Genomic DNA, 24,654 nt, shown 5'->3' on the forward strand with positions numbered 1-24,654 from the left:
ATTATGCTAATTTTTTTATTTTGTCATTACGTCTGTACATCTAGGGCAAACATCTGAATATTCTGTATTTGTTCCTAGGCTTTCAGAATATTTCCAACATCTTTCACATTTTTCTCCAGCTGCATGGCTAACTCTTATACCTAATCCTTCTACCTCTTCTGCTGTTGTAAATTCTTCTGTTTTTTCCTTTACAATATCAAATTGAGATACTAGAAATACCATTTCTAAAAGATTTTTATTAGATACAACAAAAGCTTTTAATTTTTCATTGGTTATATTTAACTCTAATTTTGCATCCAATGCATTACCAATTATCTTCTCTTCCCCTTGTCTAGCCTTTTCCAATACTTTATTTACCTCTTTTCTAAGTTTTGAAATCTCATCCCACTTAGTTCCTAATTCCTCATTTATCCATTCAGGATTAGCTTCATACCAAGAAGTCAGTAATACTGAATCTGTATCCTTAGTTGCTTCTGGTAATTTCCCCCAAATTTCTTCTGCTGTAAATGATAATACAGGTGAGATCATCTTAGTCATAGCTACTAGTACTTCATACATAACAGTTTGAGCTGATCTTCTTGCAACTGAATCAGTTTTTTCTACATATAACCTATCTTTAATTATATCTAGATAGAATGCTGACATCTCAATCCCTACAAAATAATGAATATCATTAAACAAGTTATAGAATTCATATTTTTCATAGTTAGCTGTTACATTAGTTTTTAATGTTTCCAATCTATGTAATGCCCATTTATCTATCTCTGTTAGATCTTCATAGGCTACCTTGTCCGTTGCAGGATCAAAGTCATTGATATTTCCTAGAATATATCTAGCCGTATTTCTAACTCTTCTATAAGATTCTGAAATTTGCTTAATTGCATTATCAGATATTTTTATGTCATCACTGTAGTCTACCGATGCACACCACAATCTTAGAATATCCGCTCCATATGTGTTTATTATATCCATAGGATCTACTGTATTTCCTACTGATTTAGACATCTTTCTACCATCTTTATCATTTACAAATCCATGAGTTAAGATAGTTTTATAAGGTGCATCTCCTGTAGAAGCTATAGAAGTCAATAATGAAGTTTGAAACCAACCTCTATGCTGATCTGACCCTTCTAAATATAGGTCTGCAGGTCTTTTTAAATAGTCTCTAGTGCTTAATACACTTCTATGAGACGCTCCTGAATCAAACCATACATCCATGATATTTGTTTCTTTTCTAAGCTCTATACCTTTTAAATTATATTTTTCTAATAACTCTTCTCCAATTAACTCTTCAGCTGAATATTTAACCCATGCTGCTGATCCTTCTTTTTTAACTAACGCAATAACTTTATCAGCTATTTCAGAGTTAAAAATCACTTCTCCAGTCTTGTTTTTATAGAAAATAGGGATATGTACTCCCCAAGTTCTTTGTCTAGAGATACACCAGTCAGGCCTGTTTTCCATCATAGTAGTTAATCTATTTCTTCCCCATGCAGGTAAGAACTCCACGTCTTCCAATGCTTTTAATGCTTTTTCTCTAATATCTGATCCCTCTATCTTTACAAACCACTGTTCAGTTGCTCTAAAGATTACAGGCGTTTTACTTCTCCAGTCATGTGGATAAGAATGTTCTATTACTTCTGTATGTAATAAATGACCTGTTTCTTCCATGTACTCTAAGATTGCTTTATTTGCTTTTTGATAGTACATCCCAGAGAATCTTTCACCAGCTTCGTCTGTCAAGTGACCATCTTGGTCTACCGGGCAGATTACTTCTATACCATATCTAGTAGCTACTACATAGTCATCTTGACCATGCCCTGGAGCTGTATGTACACATCCAGTACCAGCTTCTAAAGTTACGTGGTCACCTAGAATAATTAATCCAGTTCTCTCTAAGAATGGATGTTTATATGTTAATTTTTCTAATTCTCCACCTTTAAATTTCTTGATTAATTCAGCACCTTCTATTCCCATATCAGCTAATGCTTTCTCTGCTAGGCCCTCAGCCATTACTAAATTCCCTTTATATGTCTTATAGATACCATAGTCAAACTCTTCATTTAGACAGATTGCCATATTAGCAGGAATTGTCCAAGGAGTTGTCGTCCAAATTACAAATGAAGCTTCTTCTACACCCATTGCTTCTAACGCATCTGGATTAGCTTCCATCTTAAGGAACATTGTAGGAGATTTATGGTTACGGTACTCTATCTCTGCTTCTGCGAGAGCTGTTTTACTTACTGGCGACCAGTGTATCGGCTTTAATCCTTTAAATATATACCCATTTTCATATAATTCTTTGAATACTTCCAATTGCTCAGCTTCATACTCTGGGTTTAAAGTTAAATAAGGATTATCCCATTCCGCTAATATTCCAAGTCTTTTAAATCCTTCTTTTTGCTTTTCTACCCACTTTTCAGCATATTTAGTACATTTTTCTCTGATTTTTAGAGGATGCATATCTTTTATTTTATCTCCTAATTCCTCTGCGACCTTAAATTCAATTGGTAATCCATGTGTATCCCAACCTGGAACATATGGTGCATCAAAACCTTGTAACCTTTTATATTTTAATATAATATCTTTTAGTATTTTATTTAACGCGTGTCCAATATGGATATTTCCATTAGCATACGGAGGTCCGTCATGCAATATAAATTTCTTAGCACCCTTTTTTAAACTCTTCTCATATATATTTTGTTTTCTCCAAACATTTAACATTTGAGGTTCCTTACCTACTAAATTAGCCCTCATTTGAAAGTTTGTTTTCGGGAGATTTAGGGTTTTTCCATAATCTTTTTTTTCTTCAGACATTCATATCCTCCTTATATCTATTTAATATTATTTTTATTTCTGCTCCTTCACCAAGTTTTGATTTTATTTTAATAATCCCTCTATGGCTACTTATTATCTTATTAGCAATAGCAAGACCCAGCCCAGATGATTCTTCATTTCCACTGGCAAACGGTTCAAATAATTTTTCTCCTAAAGCATTAGCTGATATTCCTGATCCATTATCAAGAATTTTTATTGTTATATTCTCAGCTTTTATCTTAGATATTATATTGATCCTACCATTTGTAACCCCACTTATTGCATTTAATGCATTATTTATAATCTCACGAAGTGCTTTTGTAAGCTCTATAGAGTCTCCTAAAAAAGTGGCTTCTTCACCTAAAAATAAAGAAATATCTCTATTTGGATTACACCTAACATAACTTTCTACTACCTCAGTCAGAAATTTATTGATTTTTAATTTCTCAAAATTATACTCCTTTTTATCGGAATAATCAAATAATATCGAGTCTTCCCTATTGATATTGCATATCTCATCTCTAAATTCTTTGAAAGCACCACTATCTATTTGATTATTTTTATAAAGTTTCATCATCATAAGGGTATATTTTTCAATTACTTTATTTCTCCTATAGATAATTTTTTTAAACATTCGCCCTATGGCTATATCTCTTTCATTGGTTATTTTCTCCAGTTCAATCTGTTGATTTTCATAGTGTATACCGACATTTAATAGGATTACATTGAATAACTCTATATCTTCAACCTCTATCCTCCTACCAGAGATATAGTTATCTACTAAGATACAGCCGACATTTTTATCCCCATTAAAAATAGGTAAAATCATAAAGTTACTCAGTCCAAATCCCCTAAGGAGTTCACTCCCTAAATAGATCTTATACCCTCTTTTATTTTCAAAGATGATTTTTTTCTCTGATATTGCTTTATGAAATAAATTATCGTCATTTTTTATCTTAATCAATGGAACTATTTCCTTCATAGTTTCATACCTCAGATCAAAACTAGATAGCTTATCTTCCTTCAGTATATTTCTATTCTTTCTAATTTTGTTCCCTACTAGACAACCCTTTTCATTACTGTATTCAAAAAAAATAGCCCTGTCGTAATTTAAGCCTACTCCAGAAGTAAATCCTTTCAAGATGATATCTATAATACCACTATCACTAGGTTCCTTCCTTACATCTAGGAGGAGTTTTTCTACTCCCTCTACCCTATGGATATAATCCTTTAATTTTTCATTTTGATCTTCTAATATAAAATTATTATTTTTCAATCTTTCTACCATTTTTTTCGTAGCAAGACTTAGGAGTTTTATCTCACTGGTTCCATTCAATCTTACATTTCTATCTAAATTACCAGATGCTATGTCATCTACAGCCAAAGACAACTCTTCTAGTGGCATAAGAAGCTGTTTAAATGTCCCGTTTATTATAAATGAATTGAGCAAGATCAAGATTACTGTAGCTAATATTATTAAAGACATCGTATCCGTTTTAAATTTGGTCAATGCCGGTTCTGCCAGACTCAATATCAAATAACCAACTTCCTTACCAAAAGAATTTAATACTGGTCTAGAAACAATATTATAATCAATACCTTGAATAATCAAACTTTTTACACTGTATTCTTTTTGATTTAATTTTATTACCTTGGCTTTTTCCTTTTTTAATCTATTTAACTCCATAGCATTTAAAGATAATGGTTCCCTTGTCTGATACAATCCTATGTCTTCAACATCATTATGTCCTGCAATCGCAAGATATTTATTTCCTCTAAAATAATCTTTTTCCAAGGGAATTTCTACCAAAACAGCATATACTTCTCTATTTTTCTCTACAGGAATTACAATTTCATAGTAAAATTTTCCCTCTAGTTCATCATACATAACAGAATCTATAGTCGTAGATAGTTTATTTCTCATAACTCTTAGGTTTTTAATAAATCCTTTATTTACCTCGGTATGAATCCCATTCTCATCCAATATCGATCCATCTTTTCCTATGATTGCTAGCCTAGATTCGTGGTATAAACTAAAATTTTTAGAGGTCAATTTTTTTTTCATATTTTCATAGATCTCTTTGTTTTTTTCTGGTGTTTGGATTGAAGTTGTAAAAATACCTTTTTCTATAAACCCTTTAGAATTAGTAAATTCAATAAGTTCATTTATAAATTCAGTGTTTCTTATATCCAACATATCCTCTATCACTTGAAATTTTTCTACAGCTTTAATGGAAAAGTTTTTTTCCAATTCTTTAAATACAAAAATAACAACTAACCCTATTATTGTCAGCCCAGTAAGCAACATAGATAGGTCGTTATATAATATTGTTTTAAAAAGTAGCGAATCTCTTTTAAGCTTCATCTTATAGTCCTTTCTTAGTTAGTGCTACCCTGTTTCTATTATGGTCTATATTGTCTACCTTTACCTTGATTATCTCTCCTACTGCTAATTCACAGGTCATATCTACTACCCTTTTTTCAAATTTCGATATATGTAGGAGGGCATCATTTTTTAATCCAATATCAATAAAGGCTCCAAAGTTAACTACATTTCTTACAGTACCTTCCAGTTCCATTCCCTCTTTTAGATCGGATATTTTCAATACATCTGATTTTAGAAGTGGTTTTGGTATATCATCTCTAGGGTCTCTTCTATCTCTTATCAATGCTTCATAGATATCTTTAGCTGTTTCCCTTCCTACCTCTTCCTTTGCTATGAATTCTTCTAAATCCATAGTTTTTAAGTTAGACCTCACACCTTCTAAATCGTTCTTATACTGAATTAAACTAGTCTTATTATTTTTTAACATCTTTTCAGCTATCTTATAAGATTCTGGATGAATTATAGTGTTATCTAATGGATTTTCACTTTCAGGTACTATCAAGAATCCTGCCATCTGTTCATAGGCTTTTGCACCTAATCCCTTAACTTTTAGCAATTCTTTTCTAGTAGTAAATTTTCCATTTATCTTTCTATATTCCTCTATATTTTTTGCTACATTTTTCTTTACACCAGATATGTAAGCTAGTAATGCCCAAGATGCTGTATTTACATTTATTCCAACTGAGTTTACTACGCCCTCTATTACATCTCCCAAAGAACCCTCTAATTTTTTTTGATTTACATCATGTTGATACATCCCTACACCAATAGATTTTGGATCTATCTTTACTAATTCTGCTAAAGGGTCCTGGATCCTTCTAGCTATGGATATAGCTCCTCTTACCGTTACATCAAAATCAGGAAATTCCTCTGCTGCAATTTTTGATGCAGAATATACCGAAGCTCCTGCTTCATTTACAATAAGATATTTTACATCTTCTTTGACTTCTTTTAATAGTTCTGCTACAAAAGCTTCTGTTTCACGTGATGCCGTTCCGTTACCGATAGCTATGATATCTATCTTATATTTTTCTATATACCCCAATATCTTCTTCTTAGCGTCCTGCAATTTCCCTGGATTATGCATTCCCTTTACCAGGTACAATACGTCATCCATTTGATAAAAACCATCTGAATCTATCACGACAGTTTTACACCCTGTTCTATAGGCTGGATCTAAACCCAGGATATTTTTCTCATTTAGAGGTGGTTGCAACATTAGATTTCTTAGATTTTCTTTGAATATCTTAATGGCATCTAATTCACCTTTTTCAGTCATAATGTTTCTGATTTCTCTCTCTACAGATGGCAAAATAAGTCTACTTAAGGCATCTTTTACTACATCTAAATAGAATTCTTTCAGATCTCTATTTATGAATTCACTCAACAGATGAAATTCTATCATCTCTCTAGTTTTATCATTTAATTTTATAGATATTGAGATGATCTTTTCTTTCTCCCCACGGTTTACAGCTAATATTCTATGAGACGGCATCCTCGATACATTTTCTACATGTTCATAGTAGTCTTCATATGTTTTTCTCTCATCCAATTCTTTATTTTTTTTGACTAAAGTTGTATTTACTTCACCAAATTTCAACATTCTTTCCCTTATATTTTCCCTGTATTTAGCTTTTTCACTTATATTTTGAGCCAAAATTAATTTAGCTCCTTCTATAGCAGCTTTAGTTTCTAATACATTTTCATTGATATATTTTTTTGCTTCTTCCTCTATATCACTCAATGTGATCCCTAGTTTTCTTGTATACAAAACTAGAGGCTCTAGACCATTTTCTATAGCTATATCAGCCTTAGTTTTCTTTTTCTTTTTATATGGCAGATATAGATCTTCCACTTTTTGTAGTTTTTCAGCACCTAGGATAGCTGTTTTTAATTCTTCTGTCAATTTCCCTTGCTCATTTATTAACTTTATAACCTCATTTTTTCTCTTCTCCAAGTTTCTCATATAAGTAATTTTTTCTAAGATCTCTCTTATCACTACTTCGTCTAAGTTTTCCGTAACTTCCTTTCTATACCTTGAAATAAAAGGAACAGTAGCTCCCTCGTCCAACAATTTAATCGTATTTTCCACTTGTACTACTTTGATTTTCAGCTCTTCAGCTACTATTTGGTTAATATTCAATTATTCTCCACCCACCTTCGTATTTTCACTCATAATTATACCATATCAAACATTTTTTTAAAAATAAAAAGAGAGTATAGGAGGGCACTTTCCCTTCTATACCCCTTGTTTTCATTATAAATTCATCATTTTTAAATATTCTTTCAATCCAACTTTGGTCTCTTCGTTACGCAGGCCAAACTCTATATTAGCCTTAAGTAGACCTAACTTACTTCCGATATCATATCTTTTACCCTTGAATCTATATGCTTCTATATTTTTTCCATCTTTTATCATAGCTAAGATTGAATCCGTAAGTTGTATCTCACCACCTACACCTTGCTTTTCTAGATATTTAAATATATCACTAGTTAATAGGTATCTACCCAAACAAGCCATCTTAGAGGGAGCATCCTCTAGACTTGGTTTTTCTATAAAGTCCTCTATCAAGACAGTGTCTTCGTCTAAATTTTTAATTGGTTTTACAATCCCATATTTAGATACATCTTCATCTGCTACCTCTTGAACCCCTATGACACTATTACCATATTTTTCATAGTTTTCAATAAGCTGCTTAGTTACAGGCTTTTCCTCATTATACATAATATCATCACCTAGAGCGATAATAAACGGTTCATCACCTATAAACGGTTTAGCTTTCAAGATTGCATGACCTAATCCTAAAGGATGATTTTGTCTTACATAAAAAATATTAGCCATATTAGATATATGCTTTATTTTATCCAATAATTCTAACTTCCCTTTTTCTGCTAGAGTTTTTTCTACTTCGTATGAATAATCAAAGTGATCCTCTATAGAATTTTTATTTCTCCCTGTTACTATAACTATATCTGTTATCCCAGATTCTACTAACTCTTCAACTATATATTGTAATGACGGTCTATCTACGATAGTAAGCATCTCTTTTGGCTGAGCTTTTGTTGCAGGTAATATTCTAGTTCCTAATCCTGCTGCTGGTATAACTGCTTTTGTAATTTTCTTCATATCCATTCTCCCTTTCATCAATTTTATATTTCAAGACATTTTTTGCCATGAATTACACGGAACTATTAGATAATTATAGATTAAGTCTAATACTGCCTTCCTTTTGATGGTTTCCCACAGGGGAACCAAAGCTGGAATATAGGAGAAAGATAACAACACTACCTTTTCCCTATATTTTTAAATTTTAAACCCAAATAACTCCATTTCAATTTCTTTGATCTGAGTTCATATTAAAAGTCCCTTAGAATAAAAAGTTTTTATTTTATTTTACTAGCTATTTTTATAGCATCATCTATAAAAATTAATTTAGTTTTCTTCTTTTCCACTGTAGTCAATAACATTCCTTGTGATATTTCTCCCTGTAACTCTACCGAATTTAAATTCAATACTGCCATAACTTTTTTCCCAACTAACTCTTTTGGTTTTTTATAAGTTTTAGCAATCCCAGATACTATCTGTCTGATCCCAAACCCCGTCTCTACTTTAAATTTAATCAATCTTTTAGAACCGTCTACTAACTCTGCTTCTAATATCTCTACTACAGCCATTTCTACCTTCTCAAAATCTGTAATATCAATAGGATTTTCAATAACTAAATTTTCATCTATCTCTACTTTTATTTCCTCTACAGGTTTTTCCAATCTTGGGAATATAGGAGTTGCTTCTCCTAATTTGTGTCCATCTTTTAGGATATTCCACTCTCTAATATCAGCTACTTGAGCTTTTTTAATATCTCCTTCTATACCTAACTGCTCCCACATTTTAGAAGCTGATTCAGGGATATATGGATACACCAATACTGCTATCTTGTTCAATGCTTCCACAAGATTTTTTAATACCATTGCCAGCCTTGGTTTTCCTTCATCAGTTTTAGCTAAAGCCCAAGGCATAGTTTCATCTATATATTTATTCATTCTAGATACAAATTTCCAGATAGCTTCCAACGCTTTAGAAAATTCAACTGTACTCATATATTTGTCAACATTTACCAATGTTTCACTCCATAAAGTTTTTATCTCGTCATCATATACTTCATGACCTTCCCCGGCTTCTACAACAGAACCAAAGTATTTTTTATACATTCCCAAAGTTCTATTGAGTAAATTTCCTAAATCATTGGACAGATTAGCATTTACTCTGTTTATCATAGCTGTAGTATTGTAGTCGCCATCACTTCCAAAGTGTACTTCACTGAGTAGAAAATATCTAAATGCGTCTACACCATATTTTTCTATTTCCATAATAGGATCCACTACATTTCCTTTGGATTTTGACATCTTTTCTCCTGCTACAGTCCACCATCCATGAGCTACTATCTTCTCTGGTAATTTTTCCCCGGCAGCTAATAACATACAAGGCCAGATTATCGCATGGAATCTCAATATATCCTTTCCTAACAGGTGTACTATCTCTCCGTCTTTCCAGAATTTAGAGAACATCTCTTCATTATTTTCATACCCTACAGCAGTCAGGTAGTTTGTCAGTGCATCAAACCACACATAGGTAATATGTTCTTCATCTATTTTTAATGGTACTCCCCAATCAAAAGTATTTCTTGATATCGATAGATCCGTAAGTCCTTGCTTTATGAAAGATATAACTTCATTTCTTCTGCTTTTGGGTAGGATAAATTCAGGGTTTTCATCTATATGTTTTAATAATATATCTTGATACTTACTCATTTTAAAGAAGTACGACTCCTCCTTTACTACACTTAACTCTTTACCGCAATCCGGACATCCATTTTCTCCTACAATTTGATTCTCAGGAACAAAAGTTTCACATGAAACACAATATTTTCCCTCATAGGACCCCTTATATATATCTCCATTATCATATACTTTTTGAACGATTTTTTGCACAGCTTTTTTATGTCTATCCTCAGTCGTTCTGATAAAATCATTGTTATCTATATTTAATTTATTCCACATTTCTTTAAATTTAACTGACATCTTGTCTGTCCACTCTTGAGGAGTATATCCCATCTCAATGGCTTTTTCTTCGACTTTTTGACCATGTTCATCTGAACCAGTCAAGAAAAATACATCGTATCCCATTGTTTTTTTATACCTTGCCAATACATCTGCTGCTATAGTTGTATAAGCACTCCCTACATGGGGATCTCCATTTACATAATATATAGGTGTTGTCACATAAAAATTTTTACTCATAATATATCTCCTTCTATTTTAAATATTTATTATTTTTAATTATTTAATTTATTTTCTGCCTGTCTGTCTAACTCCGATAAGATTTTTTCTACTTTTAATGCCACTACATTTAGATCTTCATCTGGCCCGATACTTATAGGTTCTCCTAATATACATACTATCTTAGAAAATGGTTTAGGCAGTTCTATCCTATCCCAAGTTTTTTCAAATACCCACTTATTTTTAGAAGCAGCACCAATTGGAACCATTTTTTTCCCAGATTTTTGAGCTAAAAAAAGCATTCCGGGCTTCACTTTATATACCGGTCCCTTTGGACCGTCTACTGGAGTTCCTACAATATATCCATCTTTTAAAAATTTAACCATCTTCAAAAGACCTTTTACTCCATCCCTTCCACTAGAACCTCTGACCACCTTATAGCCAAATTTTTCTAAGGGTATACTTATTAACTCCCCATCTTTAGAAGCACTGGCAAGAGCAGCTTTTCTCTTTAATTTATCCATAATCACAGTAATAGGAACTATTTTATTATGCCAGGAAACATATACTGCATTTTCATCCATAACTCCTTCTACACTTATCTTTTCAACTTTATAAGTCTTAGATAAAATCCTTAAGATATAGTAGATCAGTAATCCAAATATCTTATACTTTTTCTGTTCCTCCATCGATCCACCCCCAATTCCCTTACTGATTATAAAATTTAATTATCCTACTATAATTATAACACAACTTTTTTATATTCCCAGTAAATAATCCCTATAACCAAAAAAAATAGACACGATATCACAAAAAAAAAGAGCTCGAAAGCTCTTTTAGATATAATTTGAAATTATCCTTAGAATAATCCTGGAATATTCATTCCACCAGTTACTGAAGACATCTCTTTTTCTGCTAATTCTTCAGCTTGTCTCATTGCCTCGGTTACTGCTGATACGATAAGGTCCTCTAACATCTCTTTATCATTATCTTCCACAGCTTCCTTTAAGATTTCATCTGAAATATTTATTGAAAGGATCTCTTTTTGTCCGTTGATCTTAACGTTTACTGCTCCTCCACCAACTGAAGTTTCTAACTCTTTACCTTTTAATTCCTCTTGGATCTCTAACATTTTTTGTTGCATTACTTGTGCCTGCTTTAAGATATCTCCTTGATTTCCTGCCACTTTATTTCCTTTAGATTTAATTTTTCTAACCAATGTTGTTCCTCCTTTATTTAAATGCATTTCTTGCTTCTTATAAAATTGTTGTTAACACTCTTTATGAGTGCTTCTTACTCCTCAAAAGTATAGCATATCAACCTAGGATGGTGTCAATAATTTAATTAAATTCATAGGGCATAAATAAAAGTGGTATTTTCGCCCTAAATCGTGTAGCCTGCATCACCGGTGCCTCCACAAAACTTTTCACCTTCCCATATACATCTCTATATCCCTGTACAATTTCATACACCCCTTTTTTCTCTATTATCTCAACAACTTGATAATCCTTTAATTTTAAATCTCTTCCCAAAGTTTTTATGGTTGTTTCAAGTCCACCAATTTCATCTACCAATCCATTCTCTATACCCTCTTCTCCTAACCAAATTCTACCACCTGCAATACTCTCTAGTTTATCTAAGGGGATATTCCTTCCTAGGCTTACCCTATTTTTGAATTCATTATATACTCCTAGGCTAGATACTCTTATCTTTTTAATTTCTCCCGGTGTCATCTTTGCAGTCAATGAATTTATCCCGGAATATCTACCTTTTTCTATTTTTTCTATATTGACCATTGATTTTTTTACCAATCCACTTATCTCAGGTATTATAGACACAACTCCTATAGATCCTGTTATAGTTGATTTTGTCGCAAATATTTTTTTTGCCCCTGCGGATATATAGTAACCTCCTGATGCCGCTACCCCTCCCATAGACACATAGATTGGTTTACTCAATCTAGATATTTCATGATGTATTATTTCGGATGCAAGTGCTGAACCACCTGGAGAGTTAACTCTCAGCACTATTCCTTTTATATCTTCGTTTCCATCTGCTTTTTTCAATTCTTTTTTTATACTTTCAATATCTATGCTATTTTTACCCCCACGATTTTTACTGTAAACTATATCTCCAGAAGCATATATTAAAGCAATTTTTTCTTTTCTTTCTATGCTTTTAACAGTAGTTAGATAGTCTTCTAAGGATATTTTATCCCCTACTCCATATTTTTCATCAAATTCACTCTGATAACTCAATCCATCTATAAGGCCTATTTTCTCTCCGTATATTGGATTTGTCAGGACTAATTCTCCACCTAATACAGCTTTATTTATTGCAATTTCTTCTATATTTCTTCTTCTCGAGATTTCTTCTATCCTGTAATTATATACTCTGTCATAGATTCTTTTAATATTTTTTTTGAACTCTTTTGACATTTTCTCTTTCGAGTATTGCTCCCCATAAGCCTTATAATCCCCTATGTGAATCACATTAAATTTTATACCTACATAATCAGCTAAGTTCTTAAAATAATTGAACTCCCTATAATACCCACTCAAATTTATTGTAGCCGATCGAATCGGTGGCATCACTATCTTTGTAGCATATATTCCCAGCCTGTAATTTTGATTATCTATATTTCTAGTAAACGCATATATTTTTTTTCCACTTTTTTTAAATTCATCCAAAGCTTCACCGACTTCCTCTATATGATTGACCGAAAGATTTACATGGTCAATATCCATATAAATCCCATCTATATTAGATTCCTTAGAGGCCTGCTTTATCCCTTCCAATACCTGATATAATTTTATAGATTTTTCTAAGTCAAACAACCCGCCTTCATCTTTTTCCATTATTCCCTTGGAAAAATCAAGTTCTAAGTATGTATTTTTTTCGATTTTAACTTCTTTTTTATACTCAGTTAAAGTAGCAGTTATTACCCCTACTATAATTGCTAGAAATATCGTCACTACTAAGATTGCCTGTAACACTTGTTTAGAAAAAAACAAAATAATTTCCCCTATATATTTTAAGATTGTTTTCATTTCACACCCCATCATTATTATTTATTCTTTCAATTTATTTATTTCCTTTTCCAATTGATCTAAAAGTCTATCTAAATCCTTAGTAACTGCCTCTACAGTCTCTTTTTTAGATAAATCTACTCCTGCTTTTTTCAACTGGTTCATAGGGTTATCATTACCCCCTGATTTTAGTAGAGTAAGATATTTTTCTAGTGCCTCTTCCCTCTCATCTATACTATAATTTTCGTTAGTTACCCTATCATAAAATACCGATGACGAGGCAAAACAAGTAGCGTATTGATATACATAATAGGGTGAATTAAAGAAATGCGGTATCCTAGCCCATAAAACTTTCATTATCTTATCGGTCTCTATAGAATCACCATAATATTCCTTAAATAGCTTTGCCATAATTCCACTCAAAATTTCTGGAGTGACAGGTTTTCCTTTTTCTACTAATTCATGTGCCTGAAGTTCATAGTCTGCCAAAAGAGATTGGAAATAAAATGTTCCAGTTATCCCCCTAATGGCTTGTTGTAATAATGCAATTTTTTCCTTGGGATCTTTGGTATTTTTCAGCATATGATCGAGTAATAACCTCTCATTAAATGTAGAAGCCACTTCGGCTACAAAGATAGTATAATCATGAGTTGCAAATGGCTGTTCTTCATTAGAAAGAAGGGTATGCATAGTATGCCCCAATTCATGAGCTAATGTAAATACATTGTCCAAAGTCTTATTATAATTCATAAGCATATATGGATGAACTCCGTATACACCTACAGAGTATGCCCCGCTCCTCTTTCCCTTACTTTCATATACATCGATCCAGCCATCACCTATAGCTTTTTCCATCTTAGTTCTATAATCTTTACCTAAAGGAGCTATAGAGTCATATACATATTGTTTTGCATCATCATAGTTATACTCTTTTTGAAAATCTACCAATGGAATTGAACCATCATAACTATGGTAACTTTTTAATCCCAATATTTTCTTTCGAAGTCTAGCATATCTCTTCAATGGTTCACTGTTTGTTTTAGCTACCTCAATTAAATTTTCATATACCGAAGTAGGTATATTATTCTGCTCTAGAGCAGCTTCTAAAGTAGACCTATAATTCCTTGTTTGAGATACTGCAAAATCTCGTTGTAACGAACTTCTATATATTGCACCATAGGTATTTTTATAATCTTCAAAAGTTTTATAGTGGGTATCGAAAGCCTTTTTTCTTTCCCCCTGATCCATATTAGTTGCCATAATCTTGCTGTAGTTTCCATAGGTCATAGATAGTTTAGTCCCATCTTTAAATTCTACCTCACCAAATTCAATATCGGTAGTAGATAACTCAGAATATATGCTCTTAGGAGCTCCTTGGTACTGACCATAATAGGAGATTAATTTTTCTGACTTTGCATCTAATATGTGCCCTTGTAACCTATAAAGTTCCATCAAATTAAATTCATATGGTTTCAAATCTTGATTTCCTTCTATCCAGCTGACCATGGTTTCCTTCGGAATTGTCAAAATCTCTGGAGTCACCCAAGCTACAGAAGTACTGTACTGACTAAACAGAGTTATAATACGCTGGAGGTTTTCTCCAGCTTTCTGATCTCCTCCGTTTAAATCTTTTTTCATATTCGGATACAGATAAACCTTATAGGACAAGATATCCACATCCTCCTGTAATTTTAAAAATTCTATAAAAATTTTAGGATCCTTAGATATTTTTTTCTTATATTCATTGATTTTATCCATCATTTTTTCCATCTTAGAAAAATCTTTCTCCCACAGGGACCAATCACTGTATATATCATTTAAATTCCATTTATACTTATTTCCCATCTTTATGACTTCCTCCTTAATTTTTATTTCATTTCCCTCTACTTTTTTTTTATAATTTTGATCTATATAAAAATGAGATGCTATTCCCAATGCCAAAATTCCTGTTAATATTAAAATTCTTTTCTTCATATATTTTATCCTCCCTGTCTCATCCTGCAAAAAGCCTTTCTTTTGCTACGAATTAATACCAATTTTCTCTAATATTTTCTTTGCCTCAAATTTATCAGATTAACTTAACTTTTATTTTTCTTCTATATAAATTTGTGTAATCTGTGTCAAAGTTATTTGATTTTAGGATTTTGTTAATATTATTTGAGTAATTAGTAGTAAAGTTTTAACGTTTTTTCTTACTTCTAGTATATCCCTAATTTTAACCTTATTCAACAGATTTTATTTATTTTAAAAATACCATATTTTTTAATACTTAGTCTGCTCTTTATATAGTTTGAAACATTTTGATTTAATCATTTACAATACTTTAATAAAAGTATATAATACACCGTTAATACTTAAATAGTTATACACAAGGAGTGTGAAATAATGTCAAAACGAAAAAAACATCTAATAGAATTTTTATTTATTAATCTAGGATTTTTTATGACAGCAATGGGTATCACTAATTTTTTAGGACCTGCAAAATTTACTGCTGGAGGATTCACAGGACTGTCGATTTTAATAAACACACTTTTTTCAAATTTTTCTATAGGTCAGGCTATGTTGTTACTTAATATCCCAATATTTATTTTAGGAGCCCTTATTCTAGGAAAAAAATATGCTTTCACCACTATATATGCCCTCATATTATTCCCATTCTATGAATGGTTCACCCATAGTTTTTTAAGGTTTGATTATCCTTCTGCCGATAGTTTAACATTTAAATTTATCGCTGTTGTTACAGGTGCTGTCTGCATCGGTATCGGAATTGGACTGACTATAGGTTTTGGAAGTAATACTGGCGGAACTGTTATTATAGCTCAGATTTTTCATAAACTTTTTAAGTTTCCTGTAGGAACCGTGTTGATGGTAGCAGACTCTATCGTGATATTAATCTGTGCCTACTTCTTAGGATTTGATACAGTTATCTATGCTGTGGTTTGCTCTTTCTTAATCGGAAGAACTGTTAATTTCACCATTGCTAAATCTAAGAAATTAAAGAAAAATATATTTTCTCTAGCCTAAGAAAATTCTAAATAAACTCTTCAATGAAGAGTTTATTTAGAAAAATCATTGACATTTGTAAATAAATGGAGTACAATTTCGAAAGTTTAAAATAGAGGAGGTAATACAATGTTAAAAAAAGATTTGTCTTATACATTAGAAAAAATTATAAATTCATCGGAAACTGCTATTAAAATGGAATCTGGCGGATTAGATGTTTTTTCTACTCCAAGTTTAATTGCTTTTATGGAAAAAACTGCATTTATTAGTGTTGAAAAATATCTAGATAAAGAAAATACCACAGTAGGTATATCTGTAAATGCTAGACATCTAAAAGCTAACTTAGTAGGGGATAAATTAAGTTGTGTTGCTACACTGACTAAGATCGACGGAAAAAAACTTTTCTTCGAAATTGTTGTTATCCACGAAGAAACTATTATAGGAAGTTGTTTCCATGACAGATTTATTGTCAATAAGGAAAAGTTTATAAATAAACTCATTAAAAGATAGATTTTACTATCTTTTTTTTTGAAAAAAATTAGGAGGATTGAGAAAAAAATGCATAAAATTCATGGAAAAACAAAATATCTATTGGGATTACAACATGTGTTAGCTATGTTTGGAGCCACTGTATTGGTGCCATTCTTAACCGGGCTTAACCCATCTATCGCACTATTAGCCGCAGGAGGAGGTACTCTGTTATTTCATTTTTGTACCAAGAAAATTGTTCCTGTATTTTTAGGTTCTAGTTTCGCGTTTATTGGAGCTATCTCTTTAGTTTTAAAGCATGATGGTATAGGTGCTGTAAAAGCAGGTGTTATATCAGCAGGATTTATCTATATCTTGATGTCTATAATCATCATGGTCTTTGGTGTTGAAAAAATAAAATCATTTTTCCCCCCAATAGTTGTCGGTCCCATTATCATGGTTATCGGTCTTAGAATGAGTCCGGTTGCTCTAAGCATGATTGGATACAACAATGGTACATTTGAACCGAAAGGATTGATTATTGCTGTAGTTGTAGTTACTACCATGGTGGTAATCTCAGTTTTAGAAAAATCTTTCTTTAGATTAGTTCCTATCCTTGTTTCTGTAATGGTTGGATATACTCTAGCAGTTTTATTTGGATTGGTAGATTTCACTCCCATTGCCGAGGCTAAATGGATTGGATTTTCAGACAGTGCTTTAAAAGATCTTATGACTGTTCCTAAATTTTCTTGGACATCTGTTATAGCAATAGCTCCCATAGCTATGGTAGTATTCATAGAACATATTGGAGATATTACAACTAATGGTGCCGTTGTTGGAAAAAACTTCTTCGATGAACCTGGGATCCACAGAACTATGTTAGGAGACGGCATTGCAACACTTTTCGCTGGGCTTATTGGTGGACCAGCCAATACAACTTACGGTGAAAACACCGGTGTATTAGCAGTTACCAAGGTATATGATCCTGCTGTTCTTAGAATCGCAGCTGTATATGCCATTGCACTTTCATTTATAGGAAAATTCGGGGCTGTTCTACAGACTATTCCTGATTCTGTTATGGGAGGAATATCTATCATATTATTTGGTATGATCTCTAGTGTAGGAGTAAGAACATTAATTGAAGCTAATTTAGATTTTGCCCACTCAAGAAATTTAATCATTGCTTCCCTTATCTTTGTTTTGGGAATAGCTATCAGCAACGTAGTCCTTTGGGGAACTCTCTCTCTATCTGGTCTAGCTATAGCAGCTATTGTAGGAGTAGTTTTAAACAAAGTTCTACCTAAAAATATATAATCTTTATATTTACTTTTGGCAACTAGCCAAAAAAAAACACGGATATCCGCATTTAATCAAAGCATATATATATATATATATATATATAAGTATATAGTATTTTTAGAAATTAAGCGGTGCTAATCTATATGTCTCTCTAACTGCATTCCCTTCAATTACTAATTTTGAATTTGTCATCTCTATTACTTTTCCTGCTATTACTTTTTCATTACCTTCGATACTTTTTACGATGAAGGCTCCGTTTTATTTTTTAAAAGAAACCATATTCTCCATAATTACCTTTGTCTCATTTAAATTTTTAAATAATAATTTCATTTCCACCCCTCCTAATATATTTAAAATGAATATTATTTTCTTTTTGTATGCATACAATATATCATCTATTAATAAAAGTCAACAAATATTTATTTTATTTATGATTAGTTATGAAAACATATTTATTATATATGTTAAAAACATCAAATTGTATTGAAATAAATCATCTAGTAATCTATAATAACATTTTAAGTGAAAATAATAATTTACTTATTAAAAATTTTCTGTTCTAATTTATTTTAACCACCTCAATAAAAAAATGAAAGGATAGATTTCCTTTCACCTTCAAAATTTCTATCTTTGGATTATCTGCTACCAATTTACTCTATTCTAAAAGGGTCATAATAGGACCATACCCGCATATACTTAGATTATATTCCTCTACTGTATTTTCTACTCCTTGACTATCACGTTCCATTATCCTGTCTATTGCTAACTGATCTAACTTATATCCAACTTCTTTTTTTTCATAGTGGGAAAAGTCAGAAGATACTATTACCAGAATTTTTTTCCCTTGTTTTTTAGCAATTTTATCTATTTTTTCAGCCAGATATTTTGCATTTTTATAAGTTTGAATCTTCATAGTAATGGGGACTATTTTAAATTCACTTTCTATAAAATATTTTAAAAAAGGTAGTATGACCTCTCCAGAGTGTTCGTATTTATGTGCATCTTTCGAATATAATAGATCCAATTCTTTTTCAAAATCAAGGTCTATCTCCAGGGCTCCCATAGGGGATCCCCACACTTCATTTATATCTAGGCTTATAGCTTCCCCATATCCCGTATGACTTGGATTTACTATAATCACAGTCTCTAATATCTTTTCCCTTTAATGTATTAAAAAAATGAACTGCAGAAGGCCCTGAAAATTCATAACCTGCATGGGGAACTATCCCTCCCAAAACCTCACCACCTATTTCTAAAAAAATTCAATCATTTTTTCAATATCTTTTTTTTCAGCAGGATAAAATTTCCCCCTTACAAATTCCTCTCTTTTTTTCATAACTGCCTCCTACATATCCACTATCTTTTCCCAACATTTATTGCATTTACCATTTTCACTTAATCCTACCATCTCTATATTCCATCCATCCCTTAGAATAAGCAGATTTCCACAACTGCAGACTGTATCCATTTCTACCCCTGCATTTCCTAAATATACATAGTTCAAATATTTTTTAGCCAGCTTATAAAATTCTAAAAGAAGTTTTTTTTCTGTTGCTAGAGTTTTCAGCTTATAACTGAGGTAATACCCGTTTATATACAAAACAATATTTGATCCCAATTCATCCTTTATCCACTTAACCATTTTTATAAATGTCTCCCTATCATCATTTAATTCCGGCACCAATAAAAACTCTATCTCTAGATGTTTTTTTCTCTCTGCTATTACTTTCAAGGTTTTTTTAACCACTTCTAAAGTCCCACCTAGTTTAGAATAAATTTCTTCTGTAAATCCCTTTAAATCTATGCTGAATGCATCTATACAGGTAGTTAACTCCAGAAAAGGCTCCTTTTCTATAAGTCCGTTACTTATCATCATGGTTTTCTTAGAGTAGCATTTAGCTAAATGTGCCACATCGATCATAAATTTTTACCAAACAGTAAGTTCATTGTAGATAAACGCCACTCCAAATCCTTTAAATTCCTTGGCTATTTCATAATTTTGACAGTAAGTACAATTCATATTACACCCTATACTTCCAATGGATAAAACCTCTTCCCCGGGATAAAATGGTGAAATGGGTTTTTTTCAATTGGATCTATATTGAGAGCCGAAATTATTCTATAATTTTCACTCATCAATTCCCCGCATATATTTTTCCTTCATTCTCTATTTCAGAAAGTTAATAAACTTTCCCTTTTATTTAAATATATATTTTTCAATTATCATAGGAACAATCGAATTTAATTTTTTAAATTAATTATACAATTTTATTATGATAACTATTCATTTAAAATATATTAAACTAAATTATTATTTTTTAATAACACAAATATTGCAGTCATATTTGTATTTTTCCCTTGATGCACTTAGCTTTAAAAAATAAGCTTATCAATTAGATAAATAATGCCTAAGTGAATTTCTCCGTTCTATTCCTTTGCTTCAAAGATAAAATTATTTTTTTCACTTGACTTTATGTTCTTTCTATAGTAAAAATGTATTAGAATGAATCTATGAATGAATTTTCATTTTTTTAGATAGGTAACATAAATAAAATATATAATAGAGGAGCATTTATTGTGGTAGCTCAGATTATTCAACAGATCAATAGATCTTGAATACTGTGAGTGAAGGACTTAATTGCCGAAAGGTTGGATCTAATTGAACTAACCTTGGTCAATATGGGAGAATCCATCTTGACTGTCACAACTTTAGTTGTGGAGAGCTATTTCTTTTAGTTCTTGGTAATTTTCTGTCTGAAATCATAGGTAGGTGTTTTTTTAATACAAAAATAAAAGAGGGGGAATGAATTGTGAAAGAAGTAATGATTAGATTGAGGATGAGTACCCACGATGCTCATTATGGTGGTAATTTAGTAGACGGTGCTAGAATGCTAGGTTTATTTGGAGATGTAGCTACTGAACTTCTTATCAGACAAGATGGCGATGAAGGTTTATTCAAAGCCTATGACAACGTTGAATTTATGGCACCAGTATATGCTGGTGATTTTATCGAAGCCGTAGGTTATATAGAAAAAGTTGGTAATACATCTAGAAGGATGGTTTTTGAAGCTAGAAAGGTAATCGTTCCTAGACCTGATATCAGTGATTCTGCATGTGAAGTCTTAGAGGAAGCAGTTATTGTCTGCAAAGCCACTGGAACTTGTGTTACACCTAAAGATAAACAAAGAAATTAGGGGGCAAAGATGGAAAAATTAATCATAACAGCTGCCATATGTGGAGCCGAAGGTACTAAGGAGCACAATCCTAATATTCCTTATACTGTAGAAGAGATTGTAAAAGAAGCCTATGGAGCATATATAGAGGGAGCTAGTATCATACATCTTCACGTCAGAGAGGATGACGGCACTCCTACTCAATCAAAAGAAAGATTTAAATTATGTATAGATGCTATAAAAGAAAAATGTCCAGATGTTATTGTCCAGCCATCTACTGGTGGAGCTGTTGGAATGACTAACGCAGAGAGATTACAGCCTATAGAACTATCTCCTGAGATGGCAACACTAGATTGTGGGACTTTAAATTTCGGTGGAAACGATGTCTTTACCAATACAGAGAATACCATCAAAGAATTTGGTGAAAAGATGATAGAAAGAGGTGTCAAACCTGAATTGGAGTGTTTTGACAAATCTATGATTGAGATGGCTATCAGGCTAAACAAAAAAGGATTCATTAAGTCGCCTATGCACTTTAGTTTTGTAATGGGAGTTAACGGTGGTATTGGAGGAGAATTAAGAGACTTCTTATTTTTGAAAGAAAGTTTACCTTGTGATTCTACTTATTCCGTTGCCGGTCTTGGAAGATTTGAATTTTCATTGGCTACAGCAGCTATCATAAGTGGTGGTCATGTGAGAGTCGGTTTTGAAGATAATATCTATTTAGAAAAAGGTGTCTTGGCAGAATCTAATGGTGTCTTAGTAGCTAAGGTAGTAAGAATTGCCAAGGAACTAGGGAGAGAAATAGCCACACCAGCAGAAGCAAGAGCTATATTAGGATTATAAGGGGGATAAAAATGATAAAAGGATGTCCATTTGGAACACACAGAGTAATAGAACCTATGGGAACTATGCCACAGGCTGCATTAAAAATTGATAACACAATGACAATTAAAAATAATGAGTTATTATTAGATGTAATGACATTAAATATAGATTCAGCATCATTCACACAAATAAAGGAAGTATGCAATAAAGATGTAGATAAGATGACTGCTATGATCAATGAGATTGTAGAGGAGAGAGGAAAGATGCAAAATCCAGTAACTGGATCTGGAGGAATGTTGATCGGTGTTGTTAAAGAGATCGGTTCTGATTTTCCTGATAAATCTTTAAAAGTAGGAGATAAATTAGCTACCTTAGTTTCATTGTCTCTTACACCATTAAAGATCGATAAAATCAAAAATATAAATATGTCTAACGATCAAGTTGATATAGATGGGCAAGCTGTCTTGTTTGAAACTGGTCTCTATTCTATTTTACCTACAGATATCCCTGAAAAACTAGCTTTAGCTGCACTGGATGTAGCCTGTGCTCCTGCTCAGGTAGAAAGATTAGTTAAAGAAGGTGACACAGTTTGTATTATCGGCGGAGGCGGAAAATCTGGTGTTTTATGTGCTTATCAAGCCATGATAAATGCTGGAGATTCTGGTAAAGTTATCGTAATTGAATACAGTGAAGAAAATGCAAAAAGAATCCTTGATATGAATTTAGCTCACCATGTAATTATTGCAGACGCTACTAAACCTGTTGAAATTTATGAAAAAGTAAAAGAGATCACAGGGAACGATATGTGTGATGTAGTCATTAATAATGTAAATGTAGCTAATACAGAGATGTCATCTATCCTTATTACAAAGGACGATGGGATAGTTTATTTCTTCTCTATGGCAACATCATTTACAAAAGCAGCTCTAGGAGCTGAAGGTGTAGGAAAAGACGTACAAATGATCGTAGGAAATGGATATGCTAAAGGGCATGCTGAACTTACATTAAATATTATACGTGAATCTAAAACTATCAGAAACTTATTTGAAAAATTATACGTATAAAAAATAAAAGGGGAGGCAACAGAATTATGATAAATTTAAACTATGAGATTAGAAGAAAAGAATTATTTCCAAATGTGAGTGACGAAGAGTGGAATGACTGGCAATGGCAAGTAAGGAATAGAATCGAAACTTTAGAAGATTTAAAAAAATATTTTGACCTAACACCAGAAGAGGAAGAGGGAGTAAAAACAGCTAACTCTATCCTTAGAATGGGAATCACTCCATATTATTTAACTTTAATTGATCCAAAAAATCCAAAATGTCCAGTAAGACAACAGGCAATTCCTACAGCTGCTGAAGTACATAAATCAGACGCTGATTTAGATGACCCTCTACATGAGGATGAGGATTCACCGGTTCCAGGACTTACTCATAGATATCCAGATAGAGTATTATTATTAGTTACAGATATGTGTTCTATGTACTGCAGGCATTGTACTAGAAGAAGATTTGCTGGTCAAACAGATGCTGCTTTAGGAATGGAAAAGATAGATACAGCTATTGATTATATCGCTAAGACTCCTGTGATCAGAGATGTATTACTTTCTGGAGGAGATGCTCTACTTATCTCAGATGAAAAATTAGAGTATATTATCAAAAGATTGAGAGCTATTCCTCATGTACAAATTATAAGAATAGGATCTAGAACTCCAGTTGTATTACCTCAAAGAATTACTCCTGAGTTAGTAAATATGATGAAAAAATATCATCCAATTTGGTTAAATACTCACTTCAATCATTCAGATGAGATAACATCTGCTTCTAAAGCTGCATGTGAACTCATGGCTGATGCTGGAATTCCACTAGGAAATCAATCGGTTTTACTTAGAGGAATAAATGATTGTACTCATATCATGAAAGAATTAGTACATGACCTAGTAGCTATAAGAGTAAGACCTTACTATATTTATCAGTGTGACCTTTCAGTAGGATTAGAACACTTCAGAACTTCAGTATCTAAAGGAATCGAGATTATAGAAGGTCTTCGTGGACATACATCTGGATATGCAATCCCAACATTTGTTGTAGACGCTCCTGGTGGAGGAGGTAAGATTCCGGTTATGCCACAATATATTATCTCTCAAAGTCCAAAAAGAGTTGTTCTTAGAAACTTTGAAGGAGTTATCACAACATATACAGAACCAAAACCTTATGAAGAGAAATGTAACTGCAAACACTGTCAAGAAGAGAAACAACATATCGGAATAGCTAAACTTTTAGATGGTAAACAATTAGCCATTGAACCTAAAGTACTTGATAGACATATTAGAAATGAACACTAAGAAGATCATTACTTCCCTTTTCCCTTA

The 24,654-nt window shown here is 32.2% G+C and carries 19 protein-coding genes and 1 riboswitch; of the genes, 7 read left to right on the forward strand and 12 right to left on the reverse strand.

The features are described from left to right. Nucleotides 1-15: 15 nt before the first annotated feature. The 9 genes from ileS to pepF form a co-directional block, all read right to left on the reverse strand. Nucleotides 16-2,817 (reverse strand): isoleucine--tRNA ligase, encoded by a 2,802-nt coding sequence (gene ileS, locus V5784_RS09035; protein WP_336888705.1) that lies wholly within the window; start codon nucleotides 2,815-2,817, stop codon nucleotides 16-18. After that, on the reverse strand, nucleotides 2,810-5,182 hold the full coding sequence (locus V5784_RS09040) for an ATP-binding protein (RefSeq protein ID WP_336888706.1): 2,373 nt from the start codon (nucleotides 5,180-5,182) through the stop codon (nucleotides 2,810-2,812). Before V5784_RS09040 ends, ileS begins: the two co-directional genes overlap by 8 nt. A gap of 1 nt (nucleotide 5,183) precedes the next feature. Further along, entirely contained in the window at nucleotides 5,184-7,346 is a 2,163-nt protein-coding gene (locus V5784_RS09045; RefSeq protein ID WP_336888707.1) for a Tex family protein, read from the reverse strand. A gap of 114 nt (nucleotides 7,347-7,460) precedes the next feature. After that, nucleotides 7,461-8,330, reverse strand: a complete 870-nt coding sequence (galU, locus tag V5784_RS09050; protein ID WP_336888708.1) for a UTP--glucose-1-phosphate uridylyltransferase GalU — start codon at nucleotides 8,328-8,330, stop codon at nucleotides 7,461-7,463. A gap of 257 nt (nucleotides 8,331-8,587) precedes the next feature. Then, on the reverse strand, nucleotides 8,588-10,501 hold the full coding sequence (gene metG / locus V5784_RS09055) for a methionine--tRNA ligase (protein WP_336888709.1): 1,914 nt from the start codon (nucleotides 10,499-10,501) through the stop codon (nucleotides 8,588-8,590). 35 nt (nucleotides 10,502-10,536) lie between these two features. Next, nucleotides 10,537-11,169 (reverse strand): lysophospholipid acyltransferase family protein, encoded by a 633-nt coding sequence (locus V5784_RS09060; protein ID WP_336888710.1) that lies wholly within the window; start codon nucleotides 11,167-11,169, stop codon nucleotides 10,537-10,539. Nucleotides 11,170-11,339: 170 nt separating this feature from the next. Then, nucleotides 11,340-11,699 (reverse strand): YbaB/EbfC family nucleoid-associated protein, encoded by a 360-nt coding sequence (locus V5784_RS09065; protein WP_336888711.1) that lies wholly within the window; start codon nucleotides 11,697-11,699, stop codon nucleotides 11,340-11,342. A gap of 121 nt (nucleotides 11,700-11,820) precedes the next feature. After that, nucleotides 11,821-13,530, reverse strand: a complete 1,710-nt coding sequence (gene sppA / locus V5784_RS09070) for a signal peptide peptidase SppA (RefSeq protein WP_336888712.1) — start codon at nucleotides 13,528-13,530, stop codon at nucleotides 11,821-11,823. Nucleotides 13,531-13,551: 21 nt separating this feature from the next. After that, nucleotides 13,552-15,483 (reverse strand): oligoendopeptidase F, encoded by a 1,932-nt coding sequence (gene pepF, locus V5784_RS09075; RefSeq protein ID WP_336888713.1) that lies wholly within the window; start codon nucleotides 15,481-15,483, stop codon nucleotides 13,552-13,554. Between the two features lie 411 nt (nucleotides 15,484-15,894). On the opposite strand from pepF, the gene V5784_RS09080 reads away from it, so the two are divergent. The 3 genes from V5784_RS09080 (at nucleotide 15,895) to V5784_RS09090 (ending at nucleotide 18,294) form a co-directional block, all read left to right on the forward strand. Further along, a complete protein-coding gene (locus V5784_RS09080) occupies nucleotides 15,895-16,533 on the forward strand; it encodes a YitT family protein (RefSeq protein ID WP_336888714.1) in 639 nt (212 codons plus the stop codon). A gap of 108 nt (nucleotides 16,534-16,641) precedes the next feature. After that, the gene (locus V5784_RS09085; RefSeq protein WP_336888715.1) at nucleotides 16,642-17,022 is read left to right on the forward strand and encodes a thioesterase family protein; all 381 of its coding nucleotides are present in this window, start codon (nucleotides 16,642-16,644) and stop codon (nucleotides 17,020-17,022) included. 48 nt (nucleotides 17,023-17,070) lie between these two features. Next, nucleotides 17,071-18,294 carry a uracil-xanthine permease family protein gene (locus V5784_RS09090; protein ID WP_336888716.1) on the forward strand — a complete coding sequence of 408 codons (1,224 nt, stop codon included), beginning with the start codon at nucleotides 17,071-17,073 and terminating at the stop codon, nucleotides 18,292-18,294. A 640-nt stretch (nucleotides 18,295-18,934) separates the two neighbouring features. On the opposite strand, the gene amrB (V5784_RS09095) is transcribed toward V5784_RS09090, so the two are convergent. The 3 genes from amrB (V5784_RS09095) to V5784_RS09105 form a co-directional block, all read right to left on the reverse strand. Beyond that, nucleotides 18,935-19,420 (reverse strand): AmmeMemoRadiSam system protein B, encoded by a 486-nt coding sequence (gene amrB, locus V5784_RS09095; protein ID WP_336888717.1) that lies wholly within the window; start codon nucleotides 19,418-19,420, stop codon nucleotides 18,935-18,937. Beyond that, nucleotides 19,359-19,514, reverse strand: a complete 156-nt coding sequence (gene amrB, locus V5784_RS09100) for an AmmeMemoRadiSam system protein B (protein ID WP_336888718.1) — start codon at nucleotides 19,512-19,514, stop codon at nucleotides 19,359-19,361. The genes amrB (V5784_RS09095) and amrB (V5784_RS09100) overlap by 62 nt, the downstream gene beginning before the upstream one ends. Nucleotides 19,515-19,624: 110 nt before the next feature. Further along, nucleotides 19,625-20,200 (reverse strand): hypothetical protein, encoded by a 576-nt coding sequence (locus tag V5784_RS09105; RefSeq protein ID WP_336888719.1) that lies wholly within the window; start codon nucleotides 20,198-20,200, stop codon nucleotides 19,625-19,627. Nucleotides 20,201-20,832: 632 nt separating this feature from the next. Next, nucleotides 20,833-21,013, forward strand: a riboswitch (Lysine riboswitch). Between the two features lie 88 nt (nucleotides 21,014-21,101). On the opposite strand from V5784_RS09105, the gene V5784_RS09110 reads away from it, so the two are divergent. From V5784_RS09110 to ablA, 4 genes are read left to right on the forward strand one after another with little or no spacing between them, the layout of a single operon-like run. After that, on the forward strand, nucleotides 21,102-21,473 hold the full coding sequence (locus V5784_RS09110; protein ID WP_336888762.1) for a hotdog domain-containing protein: 372 nt from the start codon (nucleotides 21,102-21,104) through the stop codon (nucleotides 21,471-21,473). A gap of 9 nt (nucleotides 21,474-21,482) precedes the next feature. Further along, complete coding sequence (locus tag V5784_RS09115) at nucleotides 21,483-22,298, forward strand: 3-keto-5-aminohexanoate cleavage protein (protein ID WP_336888720.1); 816 nt, start codon at nucleotides 21,483-21,485, stop codon at nucleotides 22,296-22,298. Nucleotides 22,299-22,309: 11 nt separating this feature from the next. After that, the gene (locus V5784_RS09120) at nucleotides 22,310-23,344 is read left to right on the forward strand and encodes an L-erythro-3,5-diaminohexanoate dehydrogenase (RefSeq protein WP_336888721.1); all 1,035 of its coding nucleotides are present in this window, start codon (nucleotides 22,310-22,312) and stop codon (nucleotides 23,342-23,344) included. Nucleotides 23,345-23,370: 26 nt separating this feature from the next. Then, on the forward strand, nucleotides 23,371-24,627 hold the full coding sequence (gene ablA / locus V5784_RS09125; RefSeq protein WP_336888722.1) for a lysine 2,3-aminomutase: 1,257 nt from the start codon (nucleotides 23,371-23,373) through the stop codon (nucleotides 24,625-24,627). The last annotated feature ends 27 nt before the right edge of the window (nucleotides 24,628-24,654 follow it).

Origin of the sequence: Psychrilyobacter sp. (assembly GCF_037132775.1) — a bacterium.
Classification (GTDB): Bacteria; Fusobacteriota; Fusobacteriia; order Fusobacteriales; family Fusobacteriaceae; genus Psychrilyobacter.

Excerpts from the sequence above, each read along its gene's own strand:
- ileS (WP_336888705.1), bottom strand. The coding sequence starts at position 2,817 with ATGTCTGAAGAAAAAAAAGATTATGGAAAAACCCTAAATCTCCCGAAA.
- V5784_RS09040 (WP_336888706.1), bottom strand. The coding sequence starts at position 5,182 with ATGAAGCTTAAAAGAGATTCGCTACTTTTTAAAACAATATTATATAAC.
- galU (WP_336888708.1), bottom strand. The coding sequence starts at position 8,330 with ATGAAGAAAATTACAAAAGCAGTTATACCAGCAGCAGGATTAGGAACT.
- metG (WP_336888709.1), bottom strand. The coding sequence starts at position 10,501 with ATGAGTAAAAATTTTTATGTGACAACACCTATATATTATGTAAATGGA.
- V5784_RS09060 (WP_336888710.1), bottom strand. The coding sequence starts at position 11,169 with ATGGAGGAACAGAAAAAGTATAAGATATTTGGATTACTGATCTACTAT.
- sppA (WP_336888712.1), bottom strand. The coding sequence starts at position 13,530 with ATGAAAACAATCTTAAAATATATAGGGGAAATTATTTTGTTTTTTTCT.
- pepF (WP_336888713.1), bottom strand. The coding sequence starts at position 15,483 with ATGAAGAAAAGAATTTTAATATTAACAGGAATTTTGGCATTGGGAATA.
- V5784_RS09080 (WP_336888714.1), top strand. The coding sequence starts at position 15,895 with ATGTCAAAACGAAAAAAACATCTAATAGAATTTTTATTTATTAATCTA.
- V5784_RS09085 (WP_336888715.1), top strand. The coding sequence starts at position 16,642 with ATGTTAAAAAAAGATTTGTCTTATACATTAGAAAAAATTATAAATTCA.
- V5784_RS09090 (WP_336888716.1), top strand. The coding sequence starts at position 17,071 with ATGCATAAAATTCATGGAAAAACAAAATATCTATTGGGATTACAACAT.
- V5784_RS09105 (WP_336888719.1), bottom strand. The coding sequence starts at position 20,200 with ATGATCGATGTGGCACATTTAGCTAAATGCTACTCTAAGAAAACCATG.
- V5784_RS09110 (WP_336888762.1), top strand. The coding sequence starts at position 21,102 with ATGATTAGATTGAGGATGAGTACCCACGATGCTCATTATGGTGGTAAT.
- V5784_RS09115 (WP_336888720.1), top strand. The coding sequence starts at position 21,483 with ATGGAAAAATTAATCATAACAGCTGCCATATGTGGAGCCGAAGGTACT.
- V5784_RS09120 (WP_336888721.1), top strand. The coding sequence starts at position 22,310 with ATGATAAAAGGATGTCCATTTGGAACACACAGAGTAATAGAACCTATG.
- ablA (WP_336888722.1), top strand. The coding sequence starts at position 23,371 with ATGATAAATTTAAACTATGAGATTAGAAGAAAAGAATTATTTCCAAAT.